General features: G+C 64.7%; 20 protein-coding genes. 5 read left to right on the plus strand and 15 right to left on the minus strand.

All coding sequences use genetic code 11. The annotated features are described in order from the left end of the window. Positions 1-157: 157 nt before the first annotated feature. The 9 genes from ACM43_RS17560 to ACM43_RS17600 all read right to left on the minus strand — a co-directional run bounded on the left by ACM43_RS17560 (position 158) and on the right by ACM43_RS17600 (position 12,338). A complete protein-coding gene (locus tag ACM43_RS17560) occupies positions 158-1,243 on the minus strand; it encodes a branched-chain amino acid ABC transporter permease (RefSeq protein ID WP_157285318.1) in 1,086 nt (361 codons plus the stop codon). Further along, positions 1,240-2,250, minus strand: coding sequence for a branched-chain amino acid ABC transporter permease (locus ACM43_RS17565; protein ID WP_271541651.1), 1,011 nt, complete (start codon positions 2,248-2,250; stop codon positions 1,240-1,242). The genes ACM43_RS17560 and ACM43_RS17565 overlap by 4 nt, the downstream gene beginning before the upstream one ends. Further along, positions 2,247-2,969, minus strand: a complete 723-nt coding sequence (locus tag ACM43_RS17570; RefSeq protein WP_109142068.1) for an ABC transporter ATP-binding protein — start codon at positions 2,967-2,969, stop codon at positions 2,247-2,249. Before ACM43_RS17570 ends, ACM43_RS17565 begins: the two co-directional genes overlap by 4 nt. Further along, the gene (locus tag ACM43_RS17575) at positions 2,966-3,742 is read right to left on the minus strand and encodes an ABC transporter ATP-binding protein (protein ID WP_271541653.1); all 777 of its coding nucleotides are present in this window, start codon (positions 3,740-3,742) and stop codon (positions 2,966-2,968) included. The genes ACM43_RS17570 and ACM43_RS17575 overlap by 4 nt, the downstream gene beginning before the upstream one ends. 201 nt (positions 3,743-3,943) lie before the next feature. Beyond that, positions 3,944-5,128 (minus strand): substrate-binding domain-containing protein, encoded by a 1,185-nt coding sequence (locus ACM43_RS17580; protein WP_271541655.1) that lies wholly within the window; start codon positions 5,126-5,128, stop codon positions 3,944-3,946. Between the two features lie 111 nt (positions 5,129-5,239). Beyond that, positions 5,240-7,267, minus strand: coding sequence for an acyl CoA:acetate/3-ketoacid CoA transferase (locus ACM43_RS17585; RefSeq protein ID WP_271541657.1), 2,028 nt, complete (start codon positions 7,265-7,267; stop codon positions 5,240-5,242). A 245-nt stretch (positions 7,268-7,512) separates the two neighbouring features. After that, positions 7,513-8,955: a sigma-54 interaction domain-containing protein gene (locus ACM43_RS17590; RefSeq protein WP_271541660.1), complete on the minus strand. Its 1,443-nt coding sequence runs from the start codon at positions 8,953-8,955 to the stop codon at positions 7,513-7,515. A 264-nt stretch (positions 8,956-9,219) separates the two neighbouring features. Further along, a complete protein-coding gene (locus ACM43_RS17595) occupies positions 9,220-10,956 on the minus strand; it encodes a putative bifunctional diguanylate cyclase/phosphodiesterase (RefSeq protein ID WP_271541840.1) in 1,737 nt (578 codons plus the stop codon). 410 nt (positions 10,957-11,366) lie between these two features. Then, the gene (locus ACM43_RS17600) at positions 11,367-12,338 is read right to left on the minus strand and encodes a sensor histidine kinase (protein ID WP_157285324.1); all 972 of its coding nucleotides are present in this window, start codon (positions 12,336-12,338) and stop codon (positions 11,367-11,369) included. Positions 12,339-12,517: 179 nt separating this feature from the next. On the opposite strand from ACM43_RS17600, the gene ACM43_RS17605 reads away from it, so the two are divergent. Continuing rightward, positions 12,518-13,357 (plus strand): SDR family NAD(P)-dependent oxidoreductase, encoded by an 840-nt coding sequence (locus ACM43_RS17605; RefSeq protein WP_271541662.1) that lies wholly within the window; start codon positions 12,518-12,520, stop codon positions 13,355-13,357. A gap of 278 nt (positions 13,358-13,635) precedes the next feature. On the opposite strand, the gene ACM43_RS17610 is transcribed toward ACM43_RS17605, so the two are convergent. Continuing rightward, positions 13,636-15,012: a cytochrome P450 gene (locus tag ACM43_RS17610; RefSeq protein ID WP_271541664.1), complete on the minus strand. Its 1,377-nt coding sequence runs from the start codon at positions 15,010-15,012 to the stop codon at positions 13,636-13,638. A 242-nt stretch (positions 15,013-15,254) separates the two neighbouring features. Further along, a complete protein-coding gene (locus ACM43_RS17615; protein WP_271541666.1) occupies positions 15,255-16,490 on the minus strand; it encodes an LLM class flavin-dependent oxidoreductase in 1,236 nt (411 codons plus the stop codon). Positions 16,491-16,965: 475 nt separating this feature from the next. On the opposite strand from ACM43_RS17615, the gene ACM43_RS17620 reads away from it, so the two are divergent. Continuing rightward, entirely contained in the window at positions 16,966-18,165 is a 1,200-nt protein-coding gene (locus tag ACM43_RS17620; protein WP_271541668.1) for an extracellular catalytic domain type 1 short-chain-length polyhydroxyalkanoate depolymerase, read from the plus strand. A 204-nt stretch (positions 18,166-18,369) separates the two neighbouring features. On the opposite strand, the gene ACM43_RS17625 is transcribed toward ACM43_RS17620, so the two are convergent. Continuing rightward, positions 18,370-18,672 carry a hypothetical protein gene (locus ACM43_RS17625; protein ID WP_246732347.1) on the minus strand — a complete coding sequence of 101 codons (303 nt, stop codon included), beginning with the start codon at positions 18,670-18,672 and terminating at the stop codon, positions 18,370-18,372. 194 nt (positions 18,673-18,866) lie between these two features. On the opposite strand from ACM43_RS17625, the gene ACM43_RS17630 reads away from it, so the two are divergent. Further along, complete coding sequence (locus tag ACM43_RS17630) at positions 18,867-19,232, plus strand: winged helix-turn-helix transcriptional regulator (RefSeq protein WP_271541672.1); 366 nt, start codon at positions 18,867-18,869, stop codon at positions 19,230-19,232. An 80-nt stretch (positions 19,233-19,312) separates the two neighbouring features. On the opposite strand, the gene ACM43_RS17635 is transcribed toward ACM43_RS17630, so the two are convergent. Further along, complete coding sequence (locus tag ACM43_RS17635) at positions 19,313-19,993, minus strand: MBL fold metallo-hydrolase (RefSeq protein WP_271541674.1); 681 nt, start codon at positions 19,991-19,993, stop codon at positions 19,313-19,315. Positions 19,994-20,154: 161 nt separating this feature from the next. Between ACM43_RS17635 and ACM43_RS17640 the strand changes: the two genes are divergently transcribed. Further along, on the plus strand, positions 20,155-21,753 hold the full coding sequence (locus tag ACM43_RS17640; RefSeq protein WP_271541676.1) for an alpha-amylase family glycosyl hydrolase: 1,599 nt from the start codon (positions 20,155-20,157) through the stop codon (positions 21,751-21,753). Positions 21,754-21,891: 138 nt separating this feature from the next. Beyond that, the gene (locus ACM43_RS17645; protein ID WP_271541678.1) at positions 21,892-22,380 is read left to right on the plus strand and encodes an MmcB family DNA repair protein; all 489 of its coding nucleotides are present in this window, start codon (positions 21,892-21,894) and stop codon (positions 22,378-22,380) included. 95 nt (positions 22,381-22,475) lie between these two features. Here the strand turns inward: ACM43_RS17645 and ACM43_RS17650 are convergent, their stop codons facing one another. Together ACM43_RS17650 and ACM43_RS17655 are read right to left on the minus strand one after the other, a co-directional pair. Further along, the gene (locus ACM43_RS17650; RefSeq protein ID WP_271541680.1) at positions 22,476-23,030 is read right to left on the minus strand and encodes an ActR/PrrA/RegA family redox response regulator transcription factor; all 555 of its coding nucleotides are present in this window, start codon (positions 23,028-23,030) and stop codon (positions 22,476-22,478) included. 102 nt (positions 23,031-23,132) lie between these two features. Beyond that, the gene (locus ACM43_RS17655) at positions 23,133-24,455 is read right to left on the minus strand and encodes an ActS/PrrB/RegB family redox-sensitive histidine kinase (protein ID WP_271541842.1); all 1,323 of its coding nucleotides are present in this window, start codon (positions 24,453-24,455) and stop codon (positions 23,133-23,135) included. Positions 24,456-24,502: the final 47 nt, after the last annotated feature.

A 24,502-nucleotide genomic window follows, 5' to 3' on the forward strand; every position in this document is an offset into this window, starting at 1 on the left:
CACGAATACACCGCACAAATGGCGCAAACCTTAGGAAAGCCAGTTACCTAAGCATTAATCCGGCTGGTGTGATCGCATCAATCGTAGCGCTACGCGCATCGCACGCGACGGTTGTGTTCGCGCGCCGCAATCGCGGCGCCGCATGGTAAATCATCGGCTAATGCGAGGGGCCGGCAGACTTCTTGCCGCCGCCATGGCGCAGCCGTCCGACCACGCCGGTCGGGAAGAAATAGACGCTGGCGATGAACAGCAGCCCGAGCCACAGCAGCCAGCGGTCGGGATGCAGCAGCCCCGGCAGCAGCGGCAGCCCGGCTTCGCCCGCCGCCTTGGAGGCGACGCCCATCAGCGATTGCAGATAGTTCTGGGCGAGGATGAAGATGGTGGCGCCGATGATCGCGCCGTAGATCGTGCCCATGCCGCCGATCACCACCATCAGCAGGATGTCGAGCATGATGGAGAAGCTCAGCGAGGTGTCGGGACCGGCATAGCGCAGCCACAGCGCGTTCAGGATGCCGGCGCTGGCCGCGACGAGGGCGGCGAGGCAGTTGGCGTAGGTCAGGTGGAACACAGTGCGGAAGCCGAGCGCCTCGGCGCGGAAACGATTTTCGCGGATCGCCTGCAGCACGCGCCCGAACGGCGAGTTCACCACGCGCAGCAGCGCGAGGATCATCAGGCCCGAGATCGCGAACACCAGGTAGAAGGTCAGGATGCGGCCGTTGATCTCGAAGCCGAACAGGTTCTTGGAGATCAGCACCGTGCCGGGGCGCAGCAGCTCCGGTAGCTGGAAACTGCGCCCGTCCTCACCGCCGGTCAGCCAGGACAGCTGCGAGGCCAGCACCTGGAAGGCCGAGGCGACCGCGAGCGTGATCATGGCGAAGAAGATCGCCGCGACCCGCAGCGAGAACAGCCCGATGGCGAGCGCAAGCAGGGCTGCGAGCGGCAGGCCGGCGACGATGCCGGTGGCGACTGCGGCCCAGTTCGGACCCATGCCGTACAGCGCGATGGCGATCGCGTAGCTGCCGATGCCGTAGAACATGGTGTGGGCGAACGACACCGAGCCGGTATAGCCGAGCAACAGATCGTAGGAGGCGACTAGCGCTGCGAACACGCAGATCTTGGCCGCGACGTTCAGCGCCTTGGCGCCCGGGAACAGGAACGGCGTTGCCGCCAGCGCCAGGATGATGACGACGAGAACGAGCGTCAGGACGCGGCTGCGCGGCGGATCGCCTGAGAGGATCATCATCGGCTGGTCACCGCATAGAGGCCGCGCGGCCGCCACATCAGAATGGCGACCATCAGCAGGATGTTGGAGACGAGGGCGAGCTTCGGCACCAGGAAGCCGCCGTAATTGGCGACCATGGCGACCAGAATGGCGCCGATGAAGCAGCCGCCGATCGATCCTAGCCCGCCGATGATGACGACGATGAAGATCAGGACGGTGAGGTCGTCACTCATGGAGGCGTGCACCTGCTCGCGATAGAGCGCCCACATCACGCCGCCGAGTCCGGCCAGCGCCGATCCGGTCATGAACACGCCGAGGAACAGGCGGCGGATGCGGTAGCCGAGCGCCTCCACCATCTCGCGGTTCTCGACGCCGGCACGGATCAGGAGGCCGAGCTTGGTGCGGTTGAGCACGAGCTGGATCGCGATGAAGACGGAAAGCCCGATCAGCATCGCCAGCACGCGGTACTTGGCGATCGCGACGTCGCCGATGATGAAGGAGCCGCGCAGCGAGGCTGGCAGCGGCATCGGGATGATCTGCGGTCCCCACAGCGCATAGAGCGTCTGTTCCGCAACAATGAGGCCGCCGGTCGTCATCAGGATCTGCTTCAGGTGCTGGCCGTAGACGGGGAGGATCAGCACGCGCTCGACGACGAGGCCGAGCGCGCCGGAGACCGCCATCGAGAGCAGCGCAGCCGGGGCCAGCACCGCGAGGTTCGTTAGAAGCGAGTCGGCCTGGATGGACGCCGCGAACGGCGCCAGCACCAGGGTCGCGACATAGGCGCCGACGGCGATGAAGGCGCCGTGGCCGAAATTGAGCACGTCCATCAGGCCGAACACCAGCGTTAGCCCTGAGGCCATGATGAAGATCATCATGCCCATGGCGAGGCTCGCGACGGTCAGGGTCAGCCAGGACGAGGTCGATCCGATCAGCGGGATCATCAGCAGCGCGAGCGCGAGCGGCAGCAGGATCGGCGCGAGATCGCGCTTCGGCTTCGGCAGCGGATCGGTTGCGGCAAGGTCTGTCACTGATGCGCCTCCAGGCTCAGGCCGAGCAGCCGCTCCTGCAGCGGCACGTCGGCGGCGAGTGCCGCCATCTCGCCGCGATGAACGATGGTGCCGTTGTCCATCACCAGCACGTTGTCCCCGAGCTCGCGGGCGGCAAAGAAATTCTGCTCGACCATCAGGATCGTCGCGCCCTTTCGCTTGATCTCCTTCAGGCACTCGATCAGCGCCATCACGATGGCGGGCGCGAGGCCCTTGGTCGGCTCGTCGATCAGGAGCAGCTTGCGCGGCTCGACGATCGCGCGGGCGATGGACAACATTTGTTTCTGCCCGCCCGACAGGCTTCCCGCGCGCGACAGCCAGAAGCGGCGCAGCGCCGGGAAGAAGCCGAAGATCCAATCCAGCTGCTTGTCGTCGAGCGGCGCGTCGCGCGCCGCCAGCACCAGGTTCTCCTTCACGGTGAGATCGGAGAACACTGCCATGCTCTCCGGCACGTAGCCGACGCCGAGCCGCGCGATGTCGGGCGTAGCAAGGCTCTCGATGCGCTGGCCTGCCAGGGTGATCTCGCCTTTCGAGGCCTGCCACAGGCCCATGATGGTGCGCAGCGTCGTGGTCTTGCCGGCGCCGTTGCGGCCGAGCAGCATCGTGACCTGTCCTTCCGGCACCGTGAGATCGATGCCCTGGAGGATGTGATAGCGCCCGATATGGGTGTGCACGCCGGAAAGCTTGAGGAGATCGCTCATGCTGCGCTCCCTGCAGCGTTCTTGGGCGCGATGCCGAGATAGGCTTCCTGCACGATCGGTGAGGCGATCACCTCGGCGGGTGCGCCGTCCGCCACCAGCTGCCCGTTATGCAGCACGATGATGCGGTCGGCGAGCGAGCGCACCACGTCCATCTTGTGCTCGACCAGGAGGATGATCTTGCTCCTGTCCTGCTTGAGCTGCGCGATCAGGTTCAGGACGATCGGCACCTCGTCGATGCTCATGCCGGCGGTCGGTTCGTCGAACATGAAGACTTTCGGCTCCAGCGCGATCATCAGCGCCACCTCGAGCTTGCGCTGGTCGCCATGCGACAGCGCGGTCGCAGTGACGCCGCGGCGATTGCCGAGCGCGACCTGGTCGAGAATGGCGTCGGCGCGCGCGATCAGGTCGCGGCGCACCGTCCAGGGCCGCAGCATGTCGTAGTGCGTGCCCGCCGCCGCCTGCACCGCGAGGCGGACATTCTCTTCCACTGAGAGGTTCGGGAAGAGATTGGTGAGCTGGAAAGCGCGTCCGAGACCCGCACGGGTGCGCATCGGTGCCGAATGCTCAGTGATGTCGGCGCCGTCGAACAGAATACTGCCGCCGGATGCCCGCAGCTGGCCCGAGATCAGATTGAAATAGGTGGTCTTGCCGGCGCCGTTCGGCCCGACGATGGCGGTGAGCTCGCCCGGGCGAAACGTGCAGGAGACATTGTTGACCGCGACATGGCCGCCGAAGCGGATGGTGAGGTCGCGGGTTTCGAGGGTGAGCGGCATGGGTGTCTGGCAAAGGATGAAACGAGATAGATCCGCAGGTCACGGTGCGCTCCCTCCCCCGCTTGCGGGGGAGGGGTGGGGAGAGGGCTGTCTCCGCGGGCGAGAACCCCCAAGAGGAGAAAGCCCTCACCCGGCGCGCGGGACGATGCTTCGCATCGCCCGGGACGCGCCGACCTCTCCCGCAAGCGGGAGAGGTGGAACTCACCGCTTGTTCTTGATCGGAACGTTCATGTCCTCGATCTTCAGCTCGCGCACCGGCTCGAGCACGGCCCAGGCGACGTTCGGATCGACCTTGACCTTGAAGTGATACATGCTCTGCAGTGCCTGATGGTCCTCTTTCCGGAACACCATCTTGCCCTTCGGCGTGTCGAACTCGAGGCCCTCCATCGCGCTGATCAGCTTCTCGGTGTCGGTCGACTTCGCCTTGGTGACGGCGGCGACGACGGACATCGCGGCCGCAAAGCCGCCCGCGGTGAAGAAGTCCGGCGGCGCGTTGAAGCGCTTCTGGTGCTCGGCGACCAGCCAGTCGTTCACCGGGTTTTTCGGGATCTCGTAGAAATAATAGGTCGCGCCTTCCATGCCGGGCAGACCCTTGTAGGCGGCGAGCGCCGGCAGGATGTTGCCGCCGGTGGAGAGCTCGATGCCGTAGCGCTTCGGGTCCATGTCCTGGAGCTTGGCCAGCGGATTGCCGGCACCGGCCCAGATCACCCAGATCACCTTGCGGCCGGGCTTGTCCTTCAGCGCGTCGAACAGGCGCTGGCCGACCGCGGTGAAGTCGGTCGTCGAGGTCGGGGCGTATTCTTCGGCGGCGAGCGTCGCGCCGGTCTTGGCGAGCGCCTCCTTGAACGCGGCGACGCCGTCGCGGCCGAAGGCGTAGTCCTGCGCCAGCGTCGCCACGGTGACGCCCTGCTTGCCGATCGCGACCGCGTTGGAGATCGCATCCTGCGAGGAGTTGCGCGCCGTGCGGAAGATGTAGCGATTCCACTTCTCGCCGGTAATCTGGTCCGCGACCGCCGGCTCGACGATCAGGATCTTCTTGTTCTCTTCGGCGACGGGAAGAATGGCAAGCGCCGCGGCCGACGAGGTCGTGCCGATCGCGATGTCGGCCTTGTCGTCTTGATAGGCCTCCGAGAGCGCGGCCTTGGCCAGGTCAGGCTTGCCCTGGTCGTCCTTGGTGATGATGACGATCTTGCGGCCGTCGAGCGTCATGCTGCCCTTGGTGGCGTATTCGAGACCCATCTTCAGGCCGGTCTCGGTCTGCTTGGCGTAGGCTTCGAGCGGACCGGTCTTGCCGTAGATCAGCGCGATCTTGAGATCGTCGGCGAGCGCGGAGGTGCCCGCGCCGAGCGCGAGGATGGTTGTTGTTATGATGAGTGATCGACGCACGATGGTCCCTCCTGATTTAAAAGTTTCTGCCAACAGCGATTTGCACAACGTTACGAACATTGCAATTGAACCTTCCGACGGAGCGCGCTTGCGCGTGAACATGCATCATTTTTAGGCCTGGCTCTCTTTGCGCGCCGCGCCGGCCTCGATCTGGCGCCAGTCCGACTGCGCTTCCTCCGCGCTTTCAAAGATGTGCGGCGCGACGCCGCGTTTCTCCAAGGCTTCGCCGAGCTTGATGCGCAGGAAACCCGACGTCGTGTAGCGCGACACGCCGGAATAGAAGCGATCGACGAGGCTGCGCACCATGGCCGAATAATCGTCCATCAGTTCCGGCAGGATGGAAAAATTGTCATAATTGACGATGGCGTAGACGCGGCGTCCGAGCGGCGCCAGGCGGGCCTCGACGATGGCGGCGATGGTGTCGATCTCCGCCTTGCTTCGCAGCGGGTAGCGCTCGAGATTGACGAAGAACAGGTTCTGCTGCTCGTCCAGTGTGAAGCGCTGGTCGAGCGGGATGGTGAGCAGGCGCTCGCGCAAATCCATCAGCCCGTCCCCGAAGATGCGCGCGTCCATCAGTGCGGGGTCGCGCGGGATCAGCGGCTTGAAATCCATCAGGCGCAGGATGTCGCGCTCGATGTCGATGCCGGGCGCGACCTCGACGAGCTCGAGCCCGTCTTCCCGGAGCTCGAATACGCAGCGCTCGGTGACGTAAAGGGTGCGTTGCTTGCGCGCGGCGGCAAACGGGCCGCTGAAGGTGACGTGCTCGACATTCTCGACGAATTTGCGCGACGTGGCCTCGTCCAGAATGACGAGCTTGCCGTCCTTCACCGCGATGCGCTGCTTGCCGGCGCCGAATGTGCCCACGAAGATCACTTCCTTGGCGTTCTGGCTGATGTTGATGAAGCCGCCGGCCCCGGCGAGCTTCGGTCCGAACTTGCTGACATTGAGGTTGCCGGCGCGGTCGACCTGGGCAAGGCCGAGGAATGCGGCATCGAGGCCGCCGCCGTCGTAGAAGTCGAACTGGTACGGCTGGTCGATCACCGCCTGCGTGTTGATCGCCGCGCCGAAATCGATGCCGCTCGCCGGGATGCCGCCGATCACGCCCGGCTCCGCCGTCAGCGTGATGAGGTCGATGATGCGCTCTTCATTGGCGACCGAGGCGATCCCCTCGGGCATGCCGATGCCGAGATTGACGACGCTGTTGGCCTTCAGCTCCAGCGCCGCGCGCCGGGCGATGATCTTGCGCTCGCCGATCGGCATCACCGGTAGCGAGGCGGCGCGGACCCGGATCTCGCTCGAGAAAGCCGGATTGTATTGCGTGCCGAAAGTCTGCCAGTGGTTCTCGGGCCTCGACACCACCACGCAGTCGACGAGGATGCCGGGAATCTTGACTTGACGCGGATTGAGGCTGCCGGCCTCGGCGACACGCTCGACCTGGGCGATGACGATGCCGCCGGAATTATGCGCCGCCATGGCGATGGCGAGCGCCTCCAGCGTCAGGGCCTCCTTCTCCATGGTGAGATTGCCGTCGGGATCGCCGGTGGTGGCGCGGATGATCCCGACATCGATCGGGAACGTCTTGTAGAGCAGGCATTCCTCGCCGCGCAGCGTGATCAGCTCCACCAGGTCTTCGGTGGTGCGTGCGTTCAGCTTGCCGCCGCCGTGCCGGGGATCGACGAAGGTGCCCATGCCGACGCGGGTGATGTGGCCGGGCCGGTGCGCGGCGATATCGCGGAACAGATGGGTGATGACGCCCTGCGGCAGGTTGTAGGCCTCGATCTGATTCGCAATCGCGAGCTGCTGCAGTTTCGGCGCAAGGCCCCAATGCCCGCCGATCACGCGCCGCACCAGGCCTTCATGTCCGAAATGATTGAGGCCGCGCTGCTTGCCGTCGCCCTGTCCGGCCGCATAGACCAGCGTCAGATTGCGCGGCTTGCCTTGCGTATAGGGCGCATCGCCCTCGTGGGACAGATAGAGCTCCTCCAGTGCGACGGCGATCTCCTCGGCAAAGCCGATGCCGACGAAGCCGCCAGTTGCCACCGTGTCGCCGTCGCGGATCAGCATGACGGCTTCATTCGCCGAGACGACCTTGCCCTTCTCGGAATTGCGTAAGTAAGGCAGAGCTGGATGATGGCTCACGGCGTTTCTCCCGCTCCCTGGACCGTAGGCCTTGTTGTGCTTGATCTTATCGCGAAGCGCTGCCCCGGAACAGGTTGCTCCTCGCGAAGGAAAGACGGCAAAGCGGAGAGCAAGGTCCGCGCCAGATCCTGCAACGTCGCGCAAAACCGCTGAAATCTGCGGCAATTGCCTGCGATCTGTCCCGGAAGAGCAGCCGGGTGCGGTGTCCGGAATCCGAGACTCCGGACAGTCCGGTGTCTCGAAACTCAGACGGGCGCCGATCCCGCGGCGAGGCCGAACTTGGCGAGCTTCTTGTAAAAGGTCGCGCGCGAGATCCGCAGCATCCGGGCGGCCTCGGTGATCTGGCCGTTGCTGGCGGCGAGCGCCTGTTCGAGCGTCTGCTTCTCGAACTCGGCCTCGGCTTCGGCATAGGGTACCACCAATCCGGCCGGGCGCTCGGCCGGTGCAAGCCTGACCTCGGTGCCGATGGGGAGAATGCGGGCGACATCCTCGCCGGTGAGCCGCCCGGAATCGCTGAGGATGAGCGCGCGCTCGAGGATGTTGCGGAGCTCGCGGACATTGCCCGGCCAATCGTAACGGGCGAGCGCGGCGAGCGCGCTCGGCGTGATCTTCGCCTTGACGTAGTCGCCCGACGCGCTGATGTCGTCGAGCAGCCGGGCGCAAATGTCGGGGAGATCGTCGAGGCACTGACGCAGCGGCGGCAGGTCGACCGAAAGCACGTTGAGGCGGTAGTAGAGATCGGCGCGAAATGCGCCGTCGCTGACACGCTTGCGCAGGTCCACATTGGTCGCGGCGATGACGCGGACGTCGACCCTGGTGATCTTGTCCGAGCCGAGCGGCTCGATCTCGCGCTCCTGCAGCACCCGCAGCAGCTTGGCCTGCAATTGCAGCGGCATCTCGCCGATCTCGTCGAGAAACAGCGTGCCGCCGTCGGCGATGCGGAACTTGCCCTCGCGTCCCCGTCGGTCGGCGCCGGTATAGGCGCCCGGCGCAGTGCCGAAGAACTCCGACTCGATCAGCGTCTCGGGGATCGCGGCGACGTTGACGCTGACGAACGGCTTGTCGGCGCGCGAGGAGGCGTTGTGGATCGCCTGCGCCAGCATCTCCTTGCCCGTTCCGGTCTCGCCGGTGAGCAGGACCGTGACGCTCTGCCGCGCGGCGCGGCTGGCGATCTCCTTGGCGCGCGCGATCGCCGGCGTCGTGCCGACGAAATCGGCGAAGGTGAAGCGCGCCGCGCGGGCGTTGGACAATTGCCGCCGAGCCAGCCGCAGATCGCTCTCGAGCTGGGCGACGCGGGCGAGCAGGGGCTTCAGGCTTTCGAGATGATCATAGAGCACGAACCCGATCGCGCCGATCACCGTCCCGTCCTCGTCCTCGATCGGCATTCGGGTGACGACGAGCTGCTCGCCGCCGAGCTCCATAATGTCGAGCAGGATCGGCTCGCCGGTCTCGGCCACCTTCCGCATCAGGCTGTTCGGGATGACCTCCTCGATCGACCGGCCGATCGCCTCGCTGGCATGGTCGAGACCGAGCGCGGCAAGATATTTCTCGTTGACGTAGACGACGCGCCCGCCGCGATCGATCGCAATCGCGCCCTCGCAGAGCTTCTCCAGCCGCTCGAACAGCGTCTCCATCGCGCGCGCACGGAGATAGGCGGAATCGGTGATCGAGGAGGTGGCGGCAGGCATGAGATACCTCGGGGAGGTCCGCCCGTGTATTAGCAAAAGTGCAGCGATTTCAAAGGGGGAATTCGGCATCGGGGTGCGCCCCATACTCAGCCGTCGTCCCGGACAAGCGAAGCGCAGATCCGGGACCCATACCCCCAGGGAGATGTGACTACGGGGACTCGGAGTGACGTCTCGGCGCCAAACCACGTCTTGTGGTTATGGGTCCCGGGCTCGCGCTTTGCGCGCCCCGGGACGACGGCGGTATGTGTTGCGCCGGCGCCGCCCCTACCGCCGGTACCCGCTCGCCCGCGAATAGCCCTGGCGGTTCTGTTGCGCCGGGCGGCTTGCCATGCTGACCCGCGCCTCGCTCGAGGAGGGCGTTGCGAGCTTCAGCTCCTCCAGGAAGATCGGCCGGGAGAAATAATAGCCCTGTGCGTAGCGGATCTTGGTCGCCGCCTGCAGATAGGCCAGCTCCTCGTAGGTTTCGAGGCCTTCGGCGATCACCGTCATGCCGAGCGCCTCGCTCAAGGATTCGATCGCGCGCAGGATGCCCTGGCTGCGCGGGCGCTTATGAATGTCGGTGATGAAGGAGCGGTCGATCTTGATCTCGTCGGCGGTGATGTCGGCCAGCGCCGAGAGCGAGGAATAGCCCGTGCCGAAATCGTCGATGGAGACGCCGACGCCGAGCTTGCGGAACATCGGCAGAATCTCGTCCTGAAAATGATTCTTGGCGACGAAAGCATCTTCCGTCACCTCGATCATGAACCGCTGGGGAAAGCCGGTCTCTTCCAGCGCCTGCGCAAAGCTGCGCATGAACTCGGGATTGCCGGCCTGCTTGGCGGCGACGTTGATGCTGATGGTCGCTTCCGGGCCGAACGTGTCGTTGATCAGGTCGATCGACTTGACGATCTCGGCGAGCACGAGATGGGTCAGCTCGTCGATCAGGCCGAGCTCACTGGCAAGATCGATGAACGAGCCGGGCGCCTGGATCACGCCTTCGTCGTCGCGCAGGCGGACCAAAGCCTCGATGCCCTTCACCGCTTGCGTTCGGATATCGACCTTGGACTGGAAGGCGCAGCAGAAGCGCTTTTCCAGGATGGCGAGCCGCAGCGACTGCTCGACCTTCATCCGCGCCTGAGCCTCGCGCTCCATGCTGGCGTCGAAGAACGCGGCCAGTCCCTTGCCGTTGTTCTTGATGCGGTACATCGCGATGTCCGCGTTCTGCCGCAGCGTCTCGAAGCTGCGTCCATGGTCGGGATAGAGGCTGATGCCGACTGAGGTCGAGGCGAATACTTCCGAATGGTCGATGAAGAACGGCGCGGTCAGCCGCTCCAGCGTCGATTGCATGAATTCGGCGACTTCCTCCTGGCTCTGGATCGGTGACAGCAGCAGCAGGAATTCGTCCCCCGAGATGCGCGAGAGCATGTCGGAATCGCGCAAGTCCCGTCCGAGCCGCTTCGACAGCTCGACCAGCAGCGCGTCGCCCACGGCGTGGCCGTAATAATCGTTGATGTGCTTGAAATTGTCGACGTCGAGGAAGGCCAACGCAAAGCCTCCGCCGCCGTCGTCGCGCGCGAGCAGGGCGTTGGCGCGGTGCTCGATCACGCGGCGCGAGGGCAGCCCGGTCAGCTCGTCGAAATAGGCCGAGCGGAACAGCTGGTCCTCGAAATTCTTCTGCTCGGTGATGTCGGAGGACGCCGAGATCAGCAGCTCGCGTCCGTCGAGACGAACGGGGCGATGGGTCGTGAGCAGCACCTTTCGCGCAGCGCCGACGTGAAGCGCTTCCTCGGTCACGACCGGCTGCCCGTCGCTCAGGGCCTGGCGGCAGGCTTCGCGCCGCGGCGTCAGATCGGGTGAAGGACGGCTGCCATCCAGGCCGAGCTGCGCGGCGGCGGCATCGTTGACCAGCAACAGCTCGCCATGCGCGTCCTGCACGGTGAGGCCGGCCGGCAGCATTCTAACGATTTCCTTGAGAAAACCGAGCTCCGCTTCAGTCGCGCCGGAATATTGGTTGTCGTTCATAGAAGTCATGAATCTTGTTGTTTCAGCGCGCCTTTGCAATGGGCGCGATCTTCCGCGGTTCCCTCTTAAGTTTGGTTAAGGGGTCAGGAGAAATACGGGGGTGTTTTGGAGAAAACTTGCGACGATCCGACGCGCGCTGGCGATCGTCATTAACGGAGCGTCAACGCCGCATGAAAAACTGCGATCGGAGTGCTTTCGAGTCTGACGCAGGATCAGGTGTGGCTATGGGCACCGGCTGGCTCCACAGCGTCATGGCCGGGCTTGTCCCGGCCATCCACGCCGTTCACGCGGCACAAAGAACGTGGATGCCCGGGCCAAGCCCGGGCATGACGACCTCTGCAAAATCCAAATGCGATTGCCCTGCGCAAGCGGGGGAGGGAGCGCACCTCCCACGTTGCGACACTTGAGCCTTACCGCTCGTCGCTTCGTGGAATTCGACACTGCATGATGCAATGCAGCCCGGTTTTCAGATACGAGATCTCAGTTTTGCCGTCGAAGGCCGACAGTGCCGACTTCAAGAGCTTGGTGCCGAAGCCGGGCTCCGACACCTTGTCCACGCTCGGTCCTTCGGTTTCGTCCCAGGTGATCGTCAGGCGGTCGTCGGTGATGGTCCATGACACCTGCAACAGACCGCGCGGTGAGGAGAATGCGCCGTACTTGCCTGCATTGGTGGCAAGCTCGTGAAACATCAATGACAGTGTGACCGCGAGCTTGGGCGGCAGGAACAGCCGCTCGCCGTTGAGCGTGAAGCGGACATGGCCGTAAGGCCCGAGCTCGGAGATCAGAAGGTCGCGGATGTCGCAGCCGGCTTTGTCGATCCGCGAGATCAAATCATCGGTTGCAGCCAGCGAGCGCAGCCGCGGATCGACCCGGGCCCAGACCTGCGGCTGGTCGTGCAACACCTGGTGCACCACGGCATGCACTGTCGACAGCTTGTTCTTCAGCCGATGCTGGAGCTCCTCGACCAGCAGCTTGCGATAATCTTCTTCCTCGATCAGGCGTCTGGAAATTCGGCGCTGCTCGGCCAGCATGGTGCGATAGTGCTCGACACCCCAGATGGTGATCGCGCACACGGCCCAGTAAAGCGCCAGCAGGACAAACCGCGCGCGATCGGCAAACGCATCGCCGAAATTCAGCGCGACGCCGAGCACGCCGCCTACGAGCGCCGTCACGATGCCGATCCGGAATCCGCCCACGGCCGCAGCAAAGAAGACGGCTGGGAAGTACGGCGTGAAATAGATGTCGGGACGAACCTGAGCGAGGCCCCAGCGGACCAGGGTTGCAGCCAACAGGCAGACCACCGCAAAGCCGATGCTTAGACCGACCGAGGGCGGCGCCGCACCCTGCCAGCCCTTGCGGAACTCCTCGATCAGCTTCCTCATGCCCTGCCTGGTTGCGATAGGCGTTCGACGATCGAGCGGCCCGTGAGGATGTTACGCATGCCGCCCCTTGAAGCATAGCTTGCCTTGTCGGAAGCGGGCAGGAATAGTGACCGCTGCGGCGACGGCGGCGGCCGGCATTCGCCATTTGGCATCAAATCACTCGAAAACAGGAACATTCCATGGGCAGGCTGGACGGCAAGGTTGCGGTGATCACGGGGGCGACGAGCGGCATCGGATTGCGCACTGCGGAAGTCTTCGTTGCCGAAGGTGCCAAAATTGTGATCGCAGGCCGACGCGTACCGGAAGGCGAGGCGCTGGCGAAGCAGCTCGGGGAAAGCTGCATCTTCCGTCAGACCGACGTCACCGTCGAAGCGCAGATGCAGGCGCTGATCGCGCTCGCGGCCGACAAGTTCGGCAGGATCGATTGCCTGTTCAATAATGCCGGCGGGCCGGCGCAGACCGGCGGCATCGAAGGGCTCGAGGTCGAGCGGTCCGATGCGGCCATGGCGACGCTGGTGCGCAGCGTCATGCTCGGCATGAAGCACGCCGCGCTCTACATGAAGAAGCAGGGCGGGGGCAGCATTATCAACAATGGCAGCATTGCTGGCCGCCTCGCCGGCTTCTCGTCGTCAATGGTCTATGGCGCGGCCAAGGCGGCGGTGATCCATCTCACCAAATGCGTGGCGATGGAGCTCGGCGAATCCAATGTTCGCGTTAATTCGATCTCGCCCGGCGCGATCGCGACCGGCATCTTCGGCAAGGCGCTGGGGCTCTCGACCGATGCCGCCGAGAAGACGCCGGCGGTGATGCGCGAGGTCTACAAGACCGCGCAGCCGATCCCCCGCGCGGGTCTTCCTGAAGATATCGCCCAGGCCGCAGTGTTCCTGGCCAGCGACGAATCCAGCTTCATCAACGGCCACGACCTCGTCGTCGACGGCGCCATGACCGGCGGCCGCAACTGGAGTCAACAGCAGCAGGGCTATGTGGCTTTGCGCAAGGCGTTCGATCAAGGGGCGTAGGCGGCGGCAGATGACGGTGCAGTAGGGTGGGCAAAGCGAAGCGTGCCCACCATTCTTTCCGTCGCGGCAAATCGTGGGCACGGCGCTCCGCGCCTTTGCCCACCCTACGAGTTCTACTGCGCAAGGCGTTCGACGAGGGGGTGTAGCGGATAGTCTCGTGCCCCGGACGCGGTGCGGCGCGAAGCGCCGCTCCGCAGAGCCGGGGGCCCATCCATCCGCAGCTTGCCTGTGGCAATCTAGGTCCCGGCTCGCGCTTCGGGCGTCCGGGACACGAAAAGCTACACCGCCTTCACCTTCACCCGCAGCCCGTCCCGCGGCTTCGGGATCGGCCACATCTGCCAGTCCGGCTTGTAGCCTGGCGCGAGCGACACTTCGATATTCTCCAGGAAATGCCGCGCGAAGCATTTCGCCTGCATGTAGGCGAAGTGCAGGCCGAGGCACATATGCGCGCCGCCGCCAAACGGCACGAAGGCGAAGCGGTGGCGGCCACGCTGGGCTTCCTCGGTGAAGCGCAGGGGATCGAAGCGGTCCGGCTCCGGCCAGATCTCCTTCATGTGGTGGGTATAGAGCGGGTTGATGCCGATCGCCGTGCCGGCGGGGATCGCAAAACCCTTGAAGCTGAAATCGCGCATCGCGCGGCGCGGCATCGACGGCACCGGCGGCTTGAGCCGCAGCGCTTCCTTGAACGCCATCTCGGTCAGCGGCATCTTCTCGAGATCGTCGAAGCTGGTCGGCGCGCCGGAGGCGAGGCCGAGCGCGAGCACCTCCGCGCGCAGCCGGTCCTGCCAGTCCGGATTGGCGGCGAGCTCGCCGATGAAGGAGGTCAGCGACGAGGTCAGCGTGTCGTGCGCGGCCATCATCAGGAAGCTCATATGGTCGATGATGTCCTGGTCCGACAGCAGCGCGCCGTTCTCATGGGTGGCGCGGCAGAGCTGCGAGAACAGATCGTCGCCGCCGTGATTGCCGCGCCGCAGCGGAATCTGCTCGCGGAAATAGGCGATGATGCGCTTGCGTCCCTTCACCCCTCGCGCCATCTGGGTGCCGGGCAGGGGGCGGCGGATCGGGGTGACGGCGGCGGCCACCATGTCGACGAAGGCGCGGTTGATCTCGTCGACCTCGGGCCCGATATCGGCGCCGAGGAAGGAGGCCGCGGCGAGATCCAGCGTGAGCTGTTTCATCGCCGGATAAAGCTGCATCTCTCCCGGCTTCGCCTTCCACTGCGCGACGCGCGCGGAAATGCCCCGGTCGAGATCGCCGAGATAGGACTTCATCGGTCCCGACTTGAACGCGACCGAGAGCGCCTTGCGATGCAGGCGATGCTCCTCGAAATCCAGCAGCATCAATCCGCGCGGAAACAACAGCCCCAGCACCTTGTCCCAGCCATGGGTCGAGGAGAACAGCTTCTGCTGGTCGAACAGCACGAGCTCGTTGGCCTCGGGCCCGAGCAGCACGACATTGGTCTCGCCGAAAAAGTGCGTGCGGTAGACCAGGCCGTATTTGGCGCCGTTCGCCTCGATATGGCCCTTGGGATCGGCGAGCACCTGAAAGGTCTTGCCGATGATCGGCCAGCCTTCGTCGCCGGGAATGTGGGTCAGCTCGTTGCGCCTGGGCGGAGTGAACGGAAGCGCAGGGGCGGCCACATTCTGCATCGACATGACGATTGCTCCGATTGCCTAGCCCAGCAAACATAGCACGATCCGGGCGCGATGAGCTGCGGTCGTCTTGCGCACAAAATCGTCACTCCCACCGCCGTCGTCCCCGCGGAGGCGGGGACCCCATAACCACAGGGAGGAGTTTTGGTGCGAGGCTGGTAGCTCCGAGTCTTCGTAAATCCGCATCCTGTGGTTATGGGTCCCGGGCTCGCGCTGCGCGCGCCCCGGGACGACGAGTGGAGTGCCTAACGCTTCGCCGCTTCCTTCTGCAGATCCGGCGCGTTGACGGCGGGAATGGCGACACGGCCGGGGCCGGTGACCTTCAGCGCCTCGGCGGCCTTCTCATTTTCCATGATCTTGGCCATCACGGCCTGACCCGCGCGCTCGAAGATCGCGCGGTTCTCGATCACGAATTTCTGCGACTTGCGAAGACCGTCGATATAGCCGTTGATCTCCGGCACGACGTAGCGCGCCACCATGTCCCAGCTCCGGCGGGTGTTTTCCGGATTGGCCCAGTCGTGCACGAAGCCGATGATGGCGCCGACGCCGCCGGAGACCTGCATCACGTTCTTGATGGTCTTGACGAGATCGTCGGGCGTGCCGATCGTGGACGCGGCCCCCTCGACGAAGGCGGTCTTGTCGACGGCCTCGTCGGGCGAGGAGAACGCGGTGAGGCCCGGCCGCTGCAGCGTGCCGACATTATATTCGTTGTGCCAGCGCATCAGGCCGGCGCCGGCCTCGCGGCGGGCTTGTTCACGCGTCTCGGCGATGTGCCAGGTCAGGAGCACGCGCCAGTCGGCGCGACGCACTGTGGTTCCGTGCTTCATGGCGGCATCCTCGGCGAACTGCCATTGCTGCTGCAGCGACATCAGGCCCTGCGTCGTCATCGAGCCCAGCGAGATGATGCCGATGCCGTATTTTCCGGCCAGCGTCATGCCAGAGGGCGAGATCTGCGAAGCCACCACGAACGGCATCTCCTCCTGCAAGGGCAGGATCTGCAGCGCGGCGTCGTTCATCGTGAACCAGTCGCTCCTGGCGGTGACGCGCTCGCCGTTGAAAAGGCGTCGGATGATGCCGATCGCCTCGTCCTGACGGTCGCGCTGCGTCATCGGATCGATGCCGAGCGTGTGCGCATCGGAGGCGAGCGCGCCCGGTCCGGAGCCGAAAATGGCGCGGCCGCCGGTCATGTGGTCGAGCTGCACCATGCGCTGGGCGACGTTGAAGGGATGGTGATAGGGCAGCGACACCACGCCGGTGCCGAGCTTGATCCGCTTGGTGCGCTCGCCGGCCGCGGCCAGGAACATCTCGGGCGAGGCGATCATCTCCCAGCCCGAGGAATGATGCTCGCCGCACCAGAATTCATCATAGCCGAGCGCATCCAGCTGCTCGACCAGGTCGAGATCGCGCCGGAACTGGAGCATCGGATGCTCCCCGATCGGGTGATGCGGGGCAAGAAAGGCTCCGAACTTCAGGCGCGCCATGGCGGTCTCTCCGGCTGAATTTTCTGTTTGTTGGTCGTGTCAGGCTACGTGCCTGACGGCACGAACGCAATCACGCGATGTCCCGCGCGGTGGAATGCAGGCATGCGCGGCGGCAAGCGAGACGTTGCGTAGTCCTCGCCCGCTTCGCGCTTCATCACGATTACGACACGCAGCGCGATTGGGCGGGTCCCTTCATTCGCGTTCGACACCTCCACGTCGAAGCCTCACAATCAGCGCGCGCAGAATTCCTCGCCTCGCTCGTGTCATTTGTGACATTCGTCATGATCGGCGCCCCATTTCCGGCGCGGATGCGCCGCGCACCGGCACGAGATTGCGACGTTGCGGTTAATGCGTGCGGATTCTTGCGGATTCTCAGCCAATTTCCCGAGATTGACAGCGCACGGTCTTTTTATTTTGCGCCGCAGCAACTATCTGGTTGGGCTGGACGTTGAACGTCGCCCACCAGGAACTTGCCGTGTCGTTAGCCCGAAACATCGACCTCTTGAGACGTCTGCCCCGGCTGGACGGACTGCGCTTCGCCGAGCCCGGCCGTGGTGCAGATGGATCTAGCCCGCTGCAGGAGGTCACCGGCTTCGGCGACAATCCCGGCGCCTTGCGCATGTTCGCGTTCGTGCCGGCGCAATTGCAGCGGCCGCGCGCGCTCGTCGTCGTGCTGCATGGCTGCGGGCAAACGGCGGCCGCTTACGATCTCGGCGCGGGCTGGTCGACGCTCGCGCAACATTACGGCTTTGCGCTATTGATGCCCGAGCAGCAGCGCATCAACAATGCCAACACCTGCTTCAACTGGTTCAATCCGGAGGACACCGCGCGGGACAGCGGCGAGCCGCGTTCGATCCGCGCGATGATCGCGCACATGGTGAAGACGCATCGCATCGATCCCAGGCGCGTCTTCATCACCGGCCTGTCGGCCGGCGGCGGCATGACCTCGGTGATGCTCGCGACCTATCCGGAAGTTTTCGCGGCCGGCGCGATCATTGCCGGGCTGCCTTACGGCATCGCCTCGAACTTGCGCGAGGCGCTCGACGGCATGTTTCATTCCCCGGCGCGCCCTTCGCGCGAGCTCGGCGATCTCGTGCGCAGCGCCTCCGACCATCGCGGCCCTTGGCCGAGGGTCTCGGTGTGGCACGGCAGCGCCGACCGCACCGTCAATCCCGGCAATGCCAACGAGATCGTCAAGCAATGGCTCGACCTGCATGGCCTGCCTGAACTGCCGATGGCGGAGACCAATGTCGACGGCTATCCGCGCCAGGCCTGGTGGGACAAGGACGGCGAGACGCTGGTCGAGTCCTATGCCATCACCGACATGGCGCACGGCACGCCGCTGGGGCTCGCCGACAACGATCAGCGCTACGGCATTGAAGGCGCCTTCCTGATCGAGGCTGGCATCTCCTCGTCCTACCACATCGCGAAGTTCTTCGGCCTCACCGGCTGGATTGCGGACGCCGCGACGACGAAGGCGGAAGCCAAATCCACGACGAAGTCCGCGACGAAGCCTGCCGCGAAGCCGGCGCTCTCGCCCGCGCCGCATCTCGCCCGCTCGATCCGCACCCTCGTCGCCGCGGAGCCGGCCGAGCCGCAGGGCGAGAAGGTGCGCGGCTTCGACCTCGGCCAGATCATCACGCGCGCGCTCACGGCCGCGGGGCTGATGAAGTAGCCCCGCTGTCGTCCCGGACAAGCGCGCCTGAAGCGCGCGCCGATCCGGGACCCATAGCCACAGGACAAAGTTGGGCACGAAGAGGTGACTCCGAGTCCCCGTAACCACATCTCCCCGTGGTTATGGATCCCGGATCTGCGCTTGCGCTTGTCCGGGATGACAGCGGAGTTTGTAGCGGCGGCTTCAATTCAGCTCCGCGAAAAGCTACCCCGTCTGATCGATCACCTCGACCGGCGTCACCGTCACCTCGCCGCCTGCGACCTTCCGCGTCACCTCCTGGTAGTGCTTGAAGAAGTCGCGCGATTGCAGCGTTTTCTGCGCAGCATCGTCGGCGACGCTGGCGAAGTGGAGATAGCTGCCGTCGTCGCGATGCTTCAGGCAACGATACCCGATCCTTCCCTTCAGCTCCGCATCGGCGTCGATCGCCCTGATGAAGCGGCCGATCTCGCGGTGCCACTCCTCCGTCGTGCCGTTCTTGAACTCGTATCTGATCATGAAGTGCTTCATGTGACGCTCCCTGTTCGTCTTGTGCGCCATCATCTGAGCCTTGCATGCGATCCCGCAAGTATGGACAAAATTGATAGTATGGACTTTTTTGCCGTTGCTCCTATCCTCGTCGCATAGCGTTTTCGAGCGAAGTGGTACCGGTTCGCGTAGAGAAAACGCGTCAAAACAAGAATCTTCCACATGGAGGAAACGACATGGCGAAGACGTCTCCCGCGCGCATCTGTCCGGTTGCGGCGTTTCAGAAGATGATCAGCGGCAAATACAAGCTGCGCATCGTCTGGGATCTCAAGGACGGCCCGCGCCGCTACGGCGAGATCAGAAGCGGCTTGCTGCGCGGCGCGTCAGGCAGCGCCGAGATCACCCCGCGCGTGCTCAGCCGCGAATTGAAGGCGTTGACGATGAGCGGCCTGATCGACCGCAAGGATTTCGGCGAGGTGCCGCCGAAGGTCGAGTACCGCCTGACGCGAAAAGGAAAGAGTTTTGTGCCCGTCGTCGCGGCGATCCGCGAATGGGGTGAACGAAACCTCGGCGAGCCCGTGCTCACCGAGGCTGCCGAATAGCGCATGATCCGGACCCGAAGGGCCGCGCTCGCGTAAAGAGTGAAGCGGTTTTCCGACTAGATCATGCGCGAGCAATAAGCCTACATCTCGCCGGTGATGAACGGATTGGTCATCCGCTCCTGGCCGATGCTCGAGCCGGCGCCGTGGCCGCAGATGAAGCCGACATCGTCGCCGAGCGGCAGCAATTTCGTCTTGATCGAACTGATCAGCGTGGCGTGACTGCCGCCGGGCAGGTCGGTGCGTCCGACCGAGCCGGCGAACAGGACGTCGCCGACATGGGCAAACCGCAGATCATTGTTGAAGAACACCACGCTGCCGGGTGAATGACCTGGACAATGCAGGATGTCGAACTGCAAGCCGCCGATCGACACGCTGTCGCCCTCGTCGAGCCAGCGGTCGGGCGTGAAATCGCGTCCTCCGGTCATGCCGAAGCGCGCGCCGCTCGCCACGACGTTGTCGAGCAGGAACTTGTCCGCGACATGCGGTCCCTCGATCGGCACCTTGAGCGCATCGCGCAGCTCGGCCGCGCCGCCGACGTGGTCGATATGACCATGGGTCAGCCAGATCTTCTCCACGGTGACGCCGGTCTGCTTGATCGCGTCCAGGATCTTCGGCACGTCGCCGCCGGGATCGATCACCACGGCCTTCTTGGAAGGCTCGTCCCAGATGATGGTGCAGTTCTGTTCGAACAGCGTCACGGGAACGATGATCGCGCCCGCCTTCGCTTGCCGGGATTCTTGAGTGTCGTTTTGCTCGGTCATGGCCTCACAATGCCGATTTTTGCCGAGCCGCCAAGCAAAAGATTCGTCCCCGCACCGGGGAACAACCGTCACACGGCCGTCCCAATTGGCCTGCCAATTTGAACCGGGGCGTTGCTGTCGCGTTCTCCCGCGCAAGGCGTCAGATTTGGGTGGTCTTCGGCATGGCTCACGACAACGAGAATTGGTGGCGCGACGGCATCTTCTATCAGATTTATCCGCGCTCGTTTCAGGACTCGGACGGAGACGGCGTCGGCGATCTCGCCGGCATCCTCAAGCGGCTGCCTTACGTCAAATCGCTCGGCGTCGATGCGATCTGGCTGTCGCCGATCTTTCCCTCGCCGATGGCCGATTTCGGCTACGACATCTCGGACTATGTCGGCATCGAGCCGCTGTTCGGCACGATGGCCGATTTCGACGCGTTGCTCGCGGCCGCCCACGACAATGGCCTGAAGCTGATCCTCGACCTCGTGCCGAACCACACCTCCGACCAGCACCCCTGGTTCATCGAGAGCCGGTCCTCGCGCGACAATCCCAAGCGCGACTGGTACATCTGGCGCGATCCGGCGCCAGGCGGGGGCGTGCCGAACAATTGGTTGTCCGAGTTCGGCGGCAGCGCGTGGGCTTTCGACGAGACCACGGGGCAATATTACTACCACGCCTTCCTCGCCCAGCAGCCGGACCTCAACTGGCGCAATCCGGACGTCCGCGCCGCGATCTACGACGTGATGCGGTTCTGGCTGGACAAGGGCGTCGACGGCTTTCGCGTCGACGTGATCTGGCACCTGATCAAGGACGCCGAATTCCGCGACAATCCGGCTAACCCGCACTACGTCGAGGGTCGTCCGCCGAACGAAAAAATCCTTACGCAATATTCCACCGACCAGCCGGAGGTGCATGACGTCATCGCCGAGATGCGGCGCGTCACCGATTCCTATGGCGCGCGCGTCCTGATCGGCGAGATCTATCTGCCGCTGCATCGCCTCATGGCCTATTACGGCAACGATCTCACCGGCGCGCAGATGCCGTTCAACTTCGCGCTGCTCTCGACCTTCTGGAGCGCCCGCTCGATCGAGAAGATCATCGAGGACTACGAAAAGGCGCTGCCGCGCGGTGCCTGGCCCAACTGGGTGCTCGGCAATCACGATCGCCCCCGCGTCGCGAGCCGCGTCGGGCCCGAGCAGGCCCGCGTCGCGGCCATGCTGCTGCTGACGCTGCGCGGCACGCCGACGCTGTACTACGGCGACGAGATCGGCATGCACCAGCTCGCGATCGCGCCGGAGGACGTGCGCGATCCCTTCGAGAAGAACGTGCCCGGCATCGGTGTCGGCCGCGACGGCTGCCGCACGCCGATGCAGTGGGATTCCTCGAACTTCGCCGGTTTTTCGCAAGCAAGGCCGTGGCTGCCGCTGCCGGAGGACCACATCCGCGAGAATGTCGCCAATCTCGAAGCCGATTCCCGCTCGATCCTCAGCCTCTACAAGCGCCTGATCGGCTTGCGGAAGAGCTGCCCTCCGCTGGTCACGGGCGATTATCATCCGATCGCCGCGCAAGGTGATCTCCTGATCTACCGCCGCGAGGCCGGCGGCAAGGCCGTGATCGTCGCGCTCAATCTCGGCCCCGATCCGGTCGCGGTGACCACCAGCGCGATCCGTTTCGGCAGCAGCATCTTGCTGTCGACGTTCCTGGATCGCGAAGGTGAGGAGATCGAAGGCGTGCTGGACCTGCGCGGCAACGAGGGCGTGGTGGTGGCGGCGCCGTAAACTGTCGTCCCGGGGCGCGCGTCGCTTCACAACCGCGGCCTGTGGCTATGGATTCCGGGCTCGCGCCAGGTGGCGCGCCCCGGAATGACGGGTGGGGAGACGGTGTCCGCCCCTCATGGAATCGGCTATTCTCGCCGTATGGACAACACCGCCCGCATCACACTCGTGCCGCCGCCGGATCGTCGCCAGTCGGAGACGGCGCTGGCGATCGCGCGCGGCACCGCGCGTCTGTTGCGCTCGCTCGGCTTCTCCTGCATCAGCGAATTGCCGTTGCCGTCGGGCCGGCGTGCCGATCTCGTCGCGCTGAACGAGCGCGGCGAGATCTGGATCGTCGAGATCAAGTCGTCGGTCGAGGATTTGCGCGCCGATCAGAAATGGCACGAATACCGTGCCCATTGCGACCGGCTGTTCTTCGCCTTCACGCAGGATCTGCCCTGCGAGATCTTCCCCGGTGACACCGGCCTGATCGTCGCCGACGCCTACGGCGCGCACCTGCATTGCGAGGCGCCCGAGCACAAGCTCGCCGCCGCCACCCGCAAGCAGATGACGCTACGTTTCGCGATGGCGGCGGCCTTGCGGATCAACCGTCTGGTCGATCCGCAGGGCCACGCGGATTTTTGGGAATGAATGCGTAGGGTGGATTAGCGCAGCGTAATCCACCAATTGCCGCCGCACGCGGGAGAGGTGGATTACGCCTTCGGCTAATCCACACTACGAGACCTTTACCTCGGCGCGCGCTTGGCCAGGATCCGCTGCAGCGTACGCCGGTGCATGTTGAGCCGGCGCGCCGTTTCCGAGACGTTGCGGTTGCACATCTCGTAGATGCGCTGGATGTGCTCCCAGCGGACGCGGTCGGCCGACATCGGGTTGGCCGGCAGCTCGGATTTGTCCGTGTTGGTCGACAGCAGTGCGGCGACGACGTCGTCGGCATCCGCGGGCTTGGAGAGATAATCGATCGCGCCCATCTTCACCGCGGTTACCGCGGTGGCGATGTTGCCGTAGCCGGTCAGCACGATCGCGCGCGCATCCGGCCGCTTCTTCTTGAGCGCCGAGACCACGTCGAGGCCGTTGCCGTCGCCGAGCCGCAGATCCACCACCGCGAACGCCGGCGCCGATTTGCCGATCTGCGCAAGCCCGTCCGAGACCGTGTCGCATGATGTCACCGAAAAGCCGCGGCTCTCCATGGCTCGTGACAAACGCTCCAGAAACGGCTTGTCGTCTTCAACGATGAGCAGCGAGCGATCGGTCTGTTCGTTCAGTTCGGCAATGGCGTTCAAGGTTGTGTCCTCTCTCCAGCGCATTGACATATGGCGCCGCAACGGCGCGGTGCCAAGGCGCCAAATGGTCGATCCGCCCCGTTGTGCGACGCAAGGTCGCGGCTATCCTATTGTTTCTTCGAGCGTCTCGATAGCCTCAAAACGCTGTCGCGGCCATGTGATCTGAACCACCGCACCATGGTCCGGAAAGATCCGGTTGGTAAACGAGACCTTGGCGCCGGTGCGCTCCAGCAAGGTGCGCGCGATGAACACGCCGAGGCCGAGGCCACGCCGTTCGCCGCCGCCATCATCCTGGGGCCGTCGCCGCGACAGATAGGGCTCGCCGATCCGGTTGAGGATATCGGGTGGAATGCCCGGTCCGTCGTCGGAGATCACGAGCTCGATATGGTCCTGGTTCCACCAGGCGTTCACCTCGACGGTGCTGCGGGCGAAATCGACCGCGTTCTCGACGATGTTGCCGATGCCGTAGAGGATCGCGGGATTGCGTGAGCCGACGGGCTCGGTCGCCGCGGCCACGGCGATCCGCACCTTGATGTCGACGCCGAAATCGCGGTGCGGGGCCACCACCTCCTCCATCAGCTCCGACAGCTTCATGCGATCGAACGGGGCCCCGGTGGGGGAGAGCTGGGTGATCTTGCTGAGGATGTCGCGGCAGCGCTGGGTCTGCTCGCGCAAGGTCTTCAGGTCGGCGGCAATGGTTGGCTCCTTCACCGTCTTTTCCAGCTCGCGCGAGATCAGGAAGATCGTCGCGAGCGGCGTGCCGAGCTCGTGTGCGGCCGCGGCGGCAAGGCCATCGAGCTGGGTCAGGTGCTGCTCGCGCGTCAGCACCAGCTCGGTTGCGGCCAGCGCGTCCGCAAGCTTGCGCGCCTCCTCGGTCACCTGGAACGAGTAGAGGCTGGTGACGCCGATCGCGAGCGCAATCGAAAGCCAGACCCCGACGAGATAGACCGGCGGCAGCACCAGGGGATCCTCGGAATCCCACGGCAGCGGAAAATGGAAGAAGAACAGGACCGACGCGCAGGCCACCGCGAGCAGGCCGAGGCCGAAGGTGAAACGGGCCGGCAGCGCCGTGGCCGAAATCAGCACGGGCGCGAGGAACAGGAACGAGAACGGGTTCTGCAGTCCGCCGGTGAAGAACAACAGGCCGGCCAGCTCGACGATGTTCAGCGCAAGTAGGCCGGCCGCCTGCATCGGCTCCAGCCGCTGCATCGGATTGGCTGCGGTCTGGAGTGCGAGGTTGAGCGCCGCCGAGAGCGCGATGATGCTGACGCAGGGAATGATCTCGACGTTGAACTCCAGCCCCTGGGCCACGATGAAGATCGCGGCGAGCTGCCCCAGCACCGCCAGCCAGCGCAGCCGCAGGATCGTGTCCAGCCGGATATGCCGCTGCGCGTGATGGAAGTCGGAATCGGCAATTTTGGTCATATCGGCCAATGTGGCGGCGCTTTCCAAGGTCACGGACGCCAGGCTGA

This window comes from Bradyrhizobium sp. CCBAU 45321, from assembly GCF_028128975.1.
Classification (GTDB): domain Bacteria; phylum Pseudomonadota; class Alphaproteobacteria; order Rhizobiales; family Xanthobacteraceae; genus Bradyrhizobium; species Bradyrhizobium yuanmingense.

Excerpts from the sequence above, each read along its gene's own strand:
- ACM43_RS17605 (WP_271541662.1), top strand. The coding sequence starts at position 12,518 with ATGGGCAGGCTGGACGGCAAGGTTGCGGTGATCACGGGGGCGACGAGC.
- ACM43_RS17575 (WP_271541653.1), bottom strand. The coding sequence starts at position 3,742 with ATGCCGCTCACCCTCGAAACCCGCGACCTCACCATCCGCTTCGGCGGC.
- ACM43_RS17570 (WP_109142068.1), bottom strand. The coding sequence starts at position 2,969 with ATGAGCGATCTCCTCAAGCTTTCCGGCGTGCACACCCATATCGGGCGC.
- ACM43_RS17600 (WP_157285324.1), bottom strand. The coding sequence starts at position 12,338 with ATGAGGAAGCTGATCGAGGAGTTCCGCAAGGGCTGGCAGGGTGCGGCG.
- ACM43_RS17655 (WP_271541842.1), bottom strand. The coding sequence starts at position 24,455 with ATGACCAAAATTGCCGATTCCGACTTCCATCACGCGCAGCGGCATATC.
- ACM43_RS17640 (WP_271541676.1), top strand. The coding sequence starts at position 20,155 with ATGGCTCACGACAACGAGAATTGGTGGCGCGACGGCATCTTCTATCAG.
- ACM43_RS17635 (WP_271541674.1), bottom strand. The coding sequence starts at position 19,993 with ATGACCGAGCAAAACGACACTCAAGAATCCCGGCAAGCGAAGGCGGGC.
- ACM43_RS17595 (WP_271541840.1), bottom strand. The coding sequence starts at position 10,956 with ATGAACGACAACCAATATTCCGGCGCGACTGAAGCGGAGCTCGGTTTT.
- ACM43_RS17630 (WP_271541672.1), top strand. The coding sequence starts at position 18,867 with ATGGCGAAGACGTCTCCCGCGCGCATCTGTCCGGTTGCGGCGTTTCAG.
- ACM43_RS17645 (WP_271541678.1), top strand. The coding sequence starts at position 21,892 with ATGGACAACACCGCCCGCATCACACTCGTGCCGCCGCCGGATCGTCGC.
- ACM43_RS17610 (WP_271541664.1), bottom strand. The coding sequence starts at position 15,012 with ATGTCGATGCAGAATGTGGCCGCCCCTGCGCTTCCGTTCACTCCGCCC.
- ACM43_RS17590 (WP_271541660.1), bottom strand. The coding sequence starts at position 8,955 with ATGCCTGCCGCCACCTCCTCGATCACCGATTCCGCCTATCTCCGTGCG.
- ACM43_RS17615 (WP_271541666.1), bottom strand. The coding sequence starts at position 16,490 with ATGGCGCGCCTGAAGTTCGGAGCCTTTCTTGCCCCGCATCACCCGATC.
- ACM43_RS17625 (WP_246732347.1), bottom strand. The coding sequence starts at position 18,672 with ATGAAGCACTTCATGATCAGATACGAGTTCAAGAACGGCACGACGGAG.
- ACM43_RS17560 (WP_157285318.1), bottom strand. The coding sequence starts at position 1,243 with ATGATGATCCTCTCAGGCGATCCGCCGCGCAGCCGCGTCCTGACGCTC.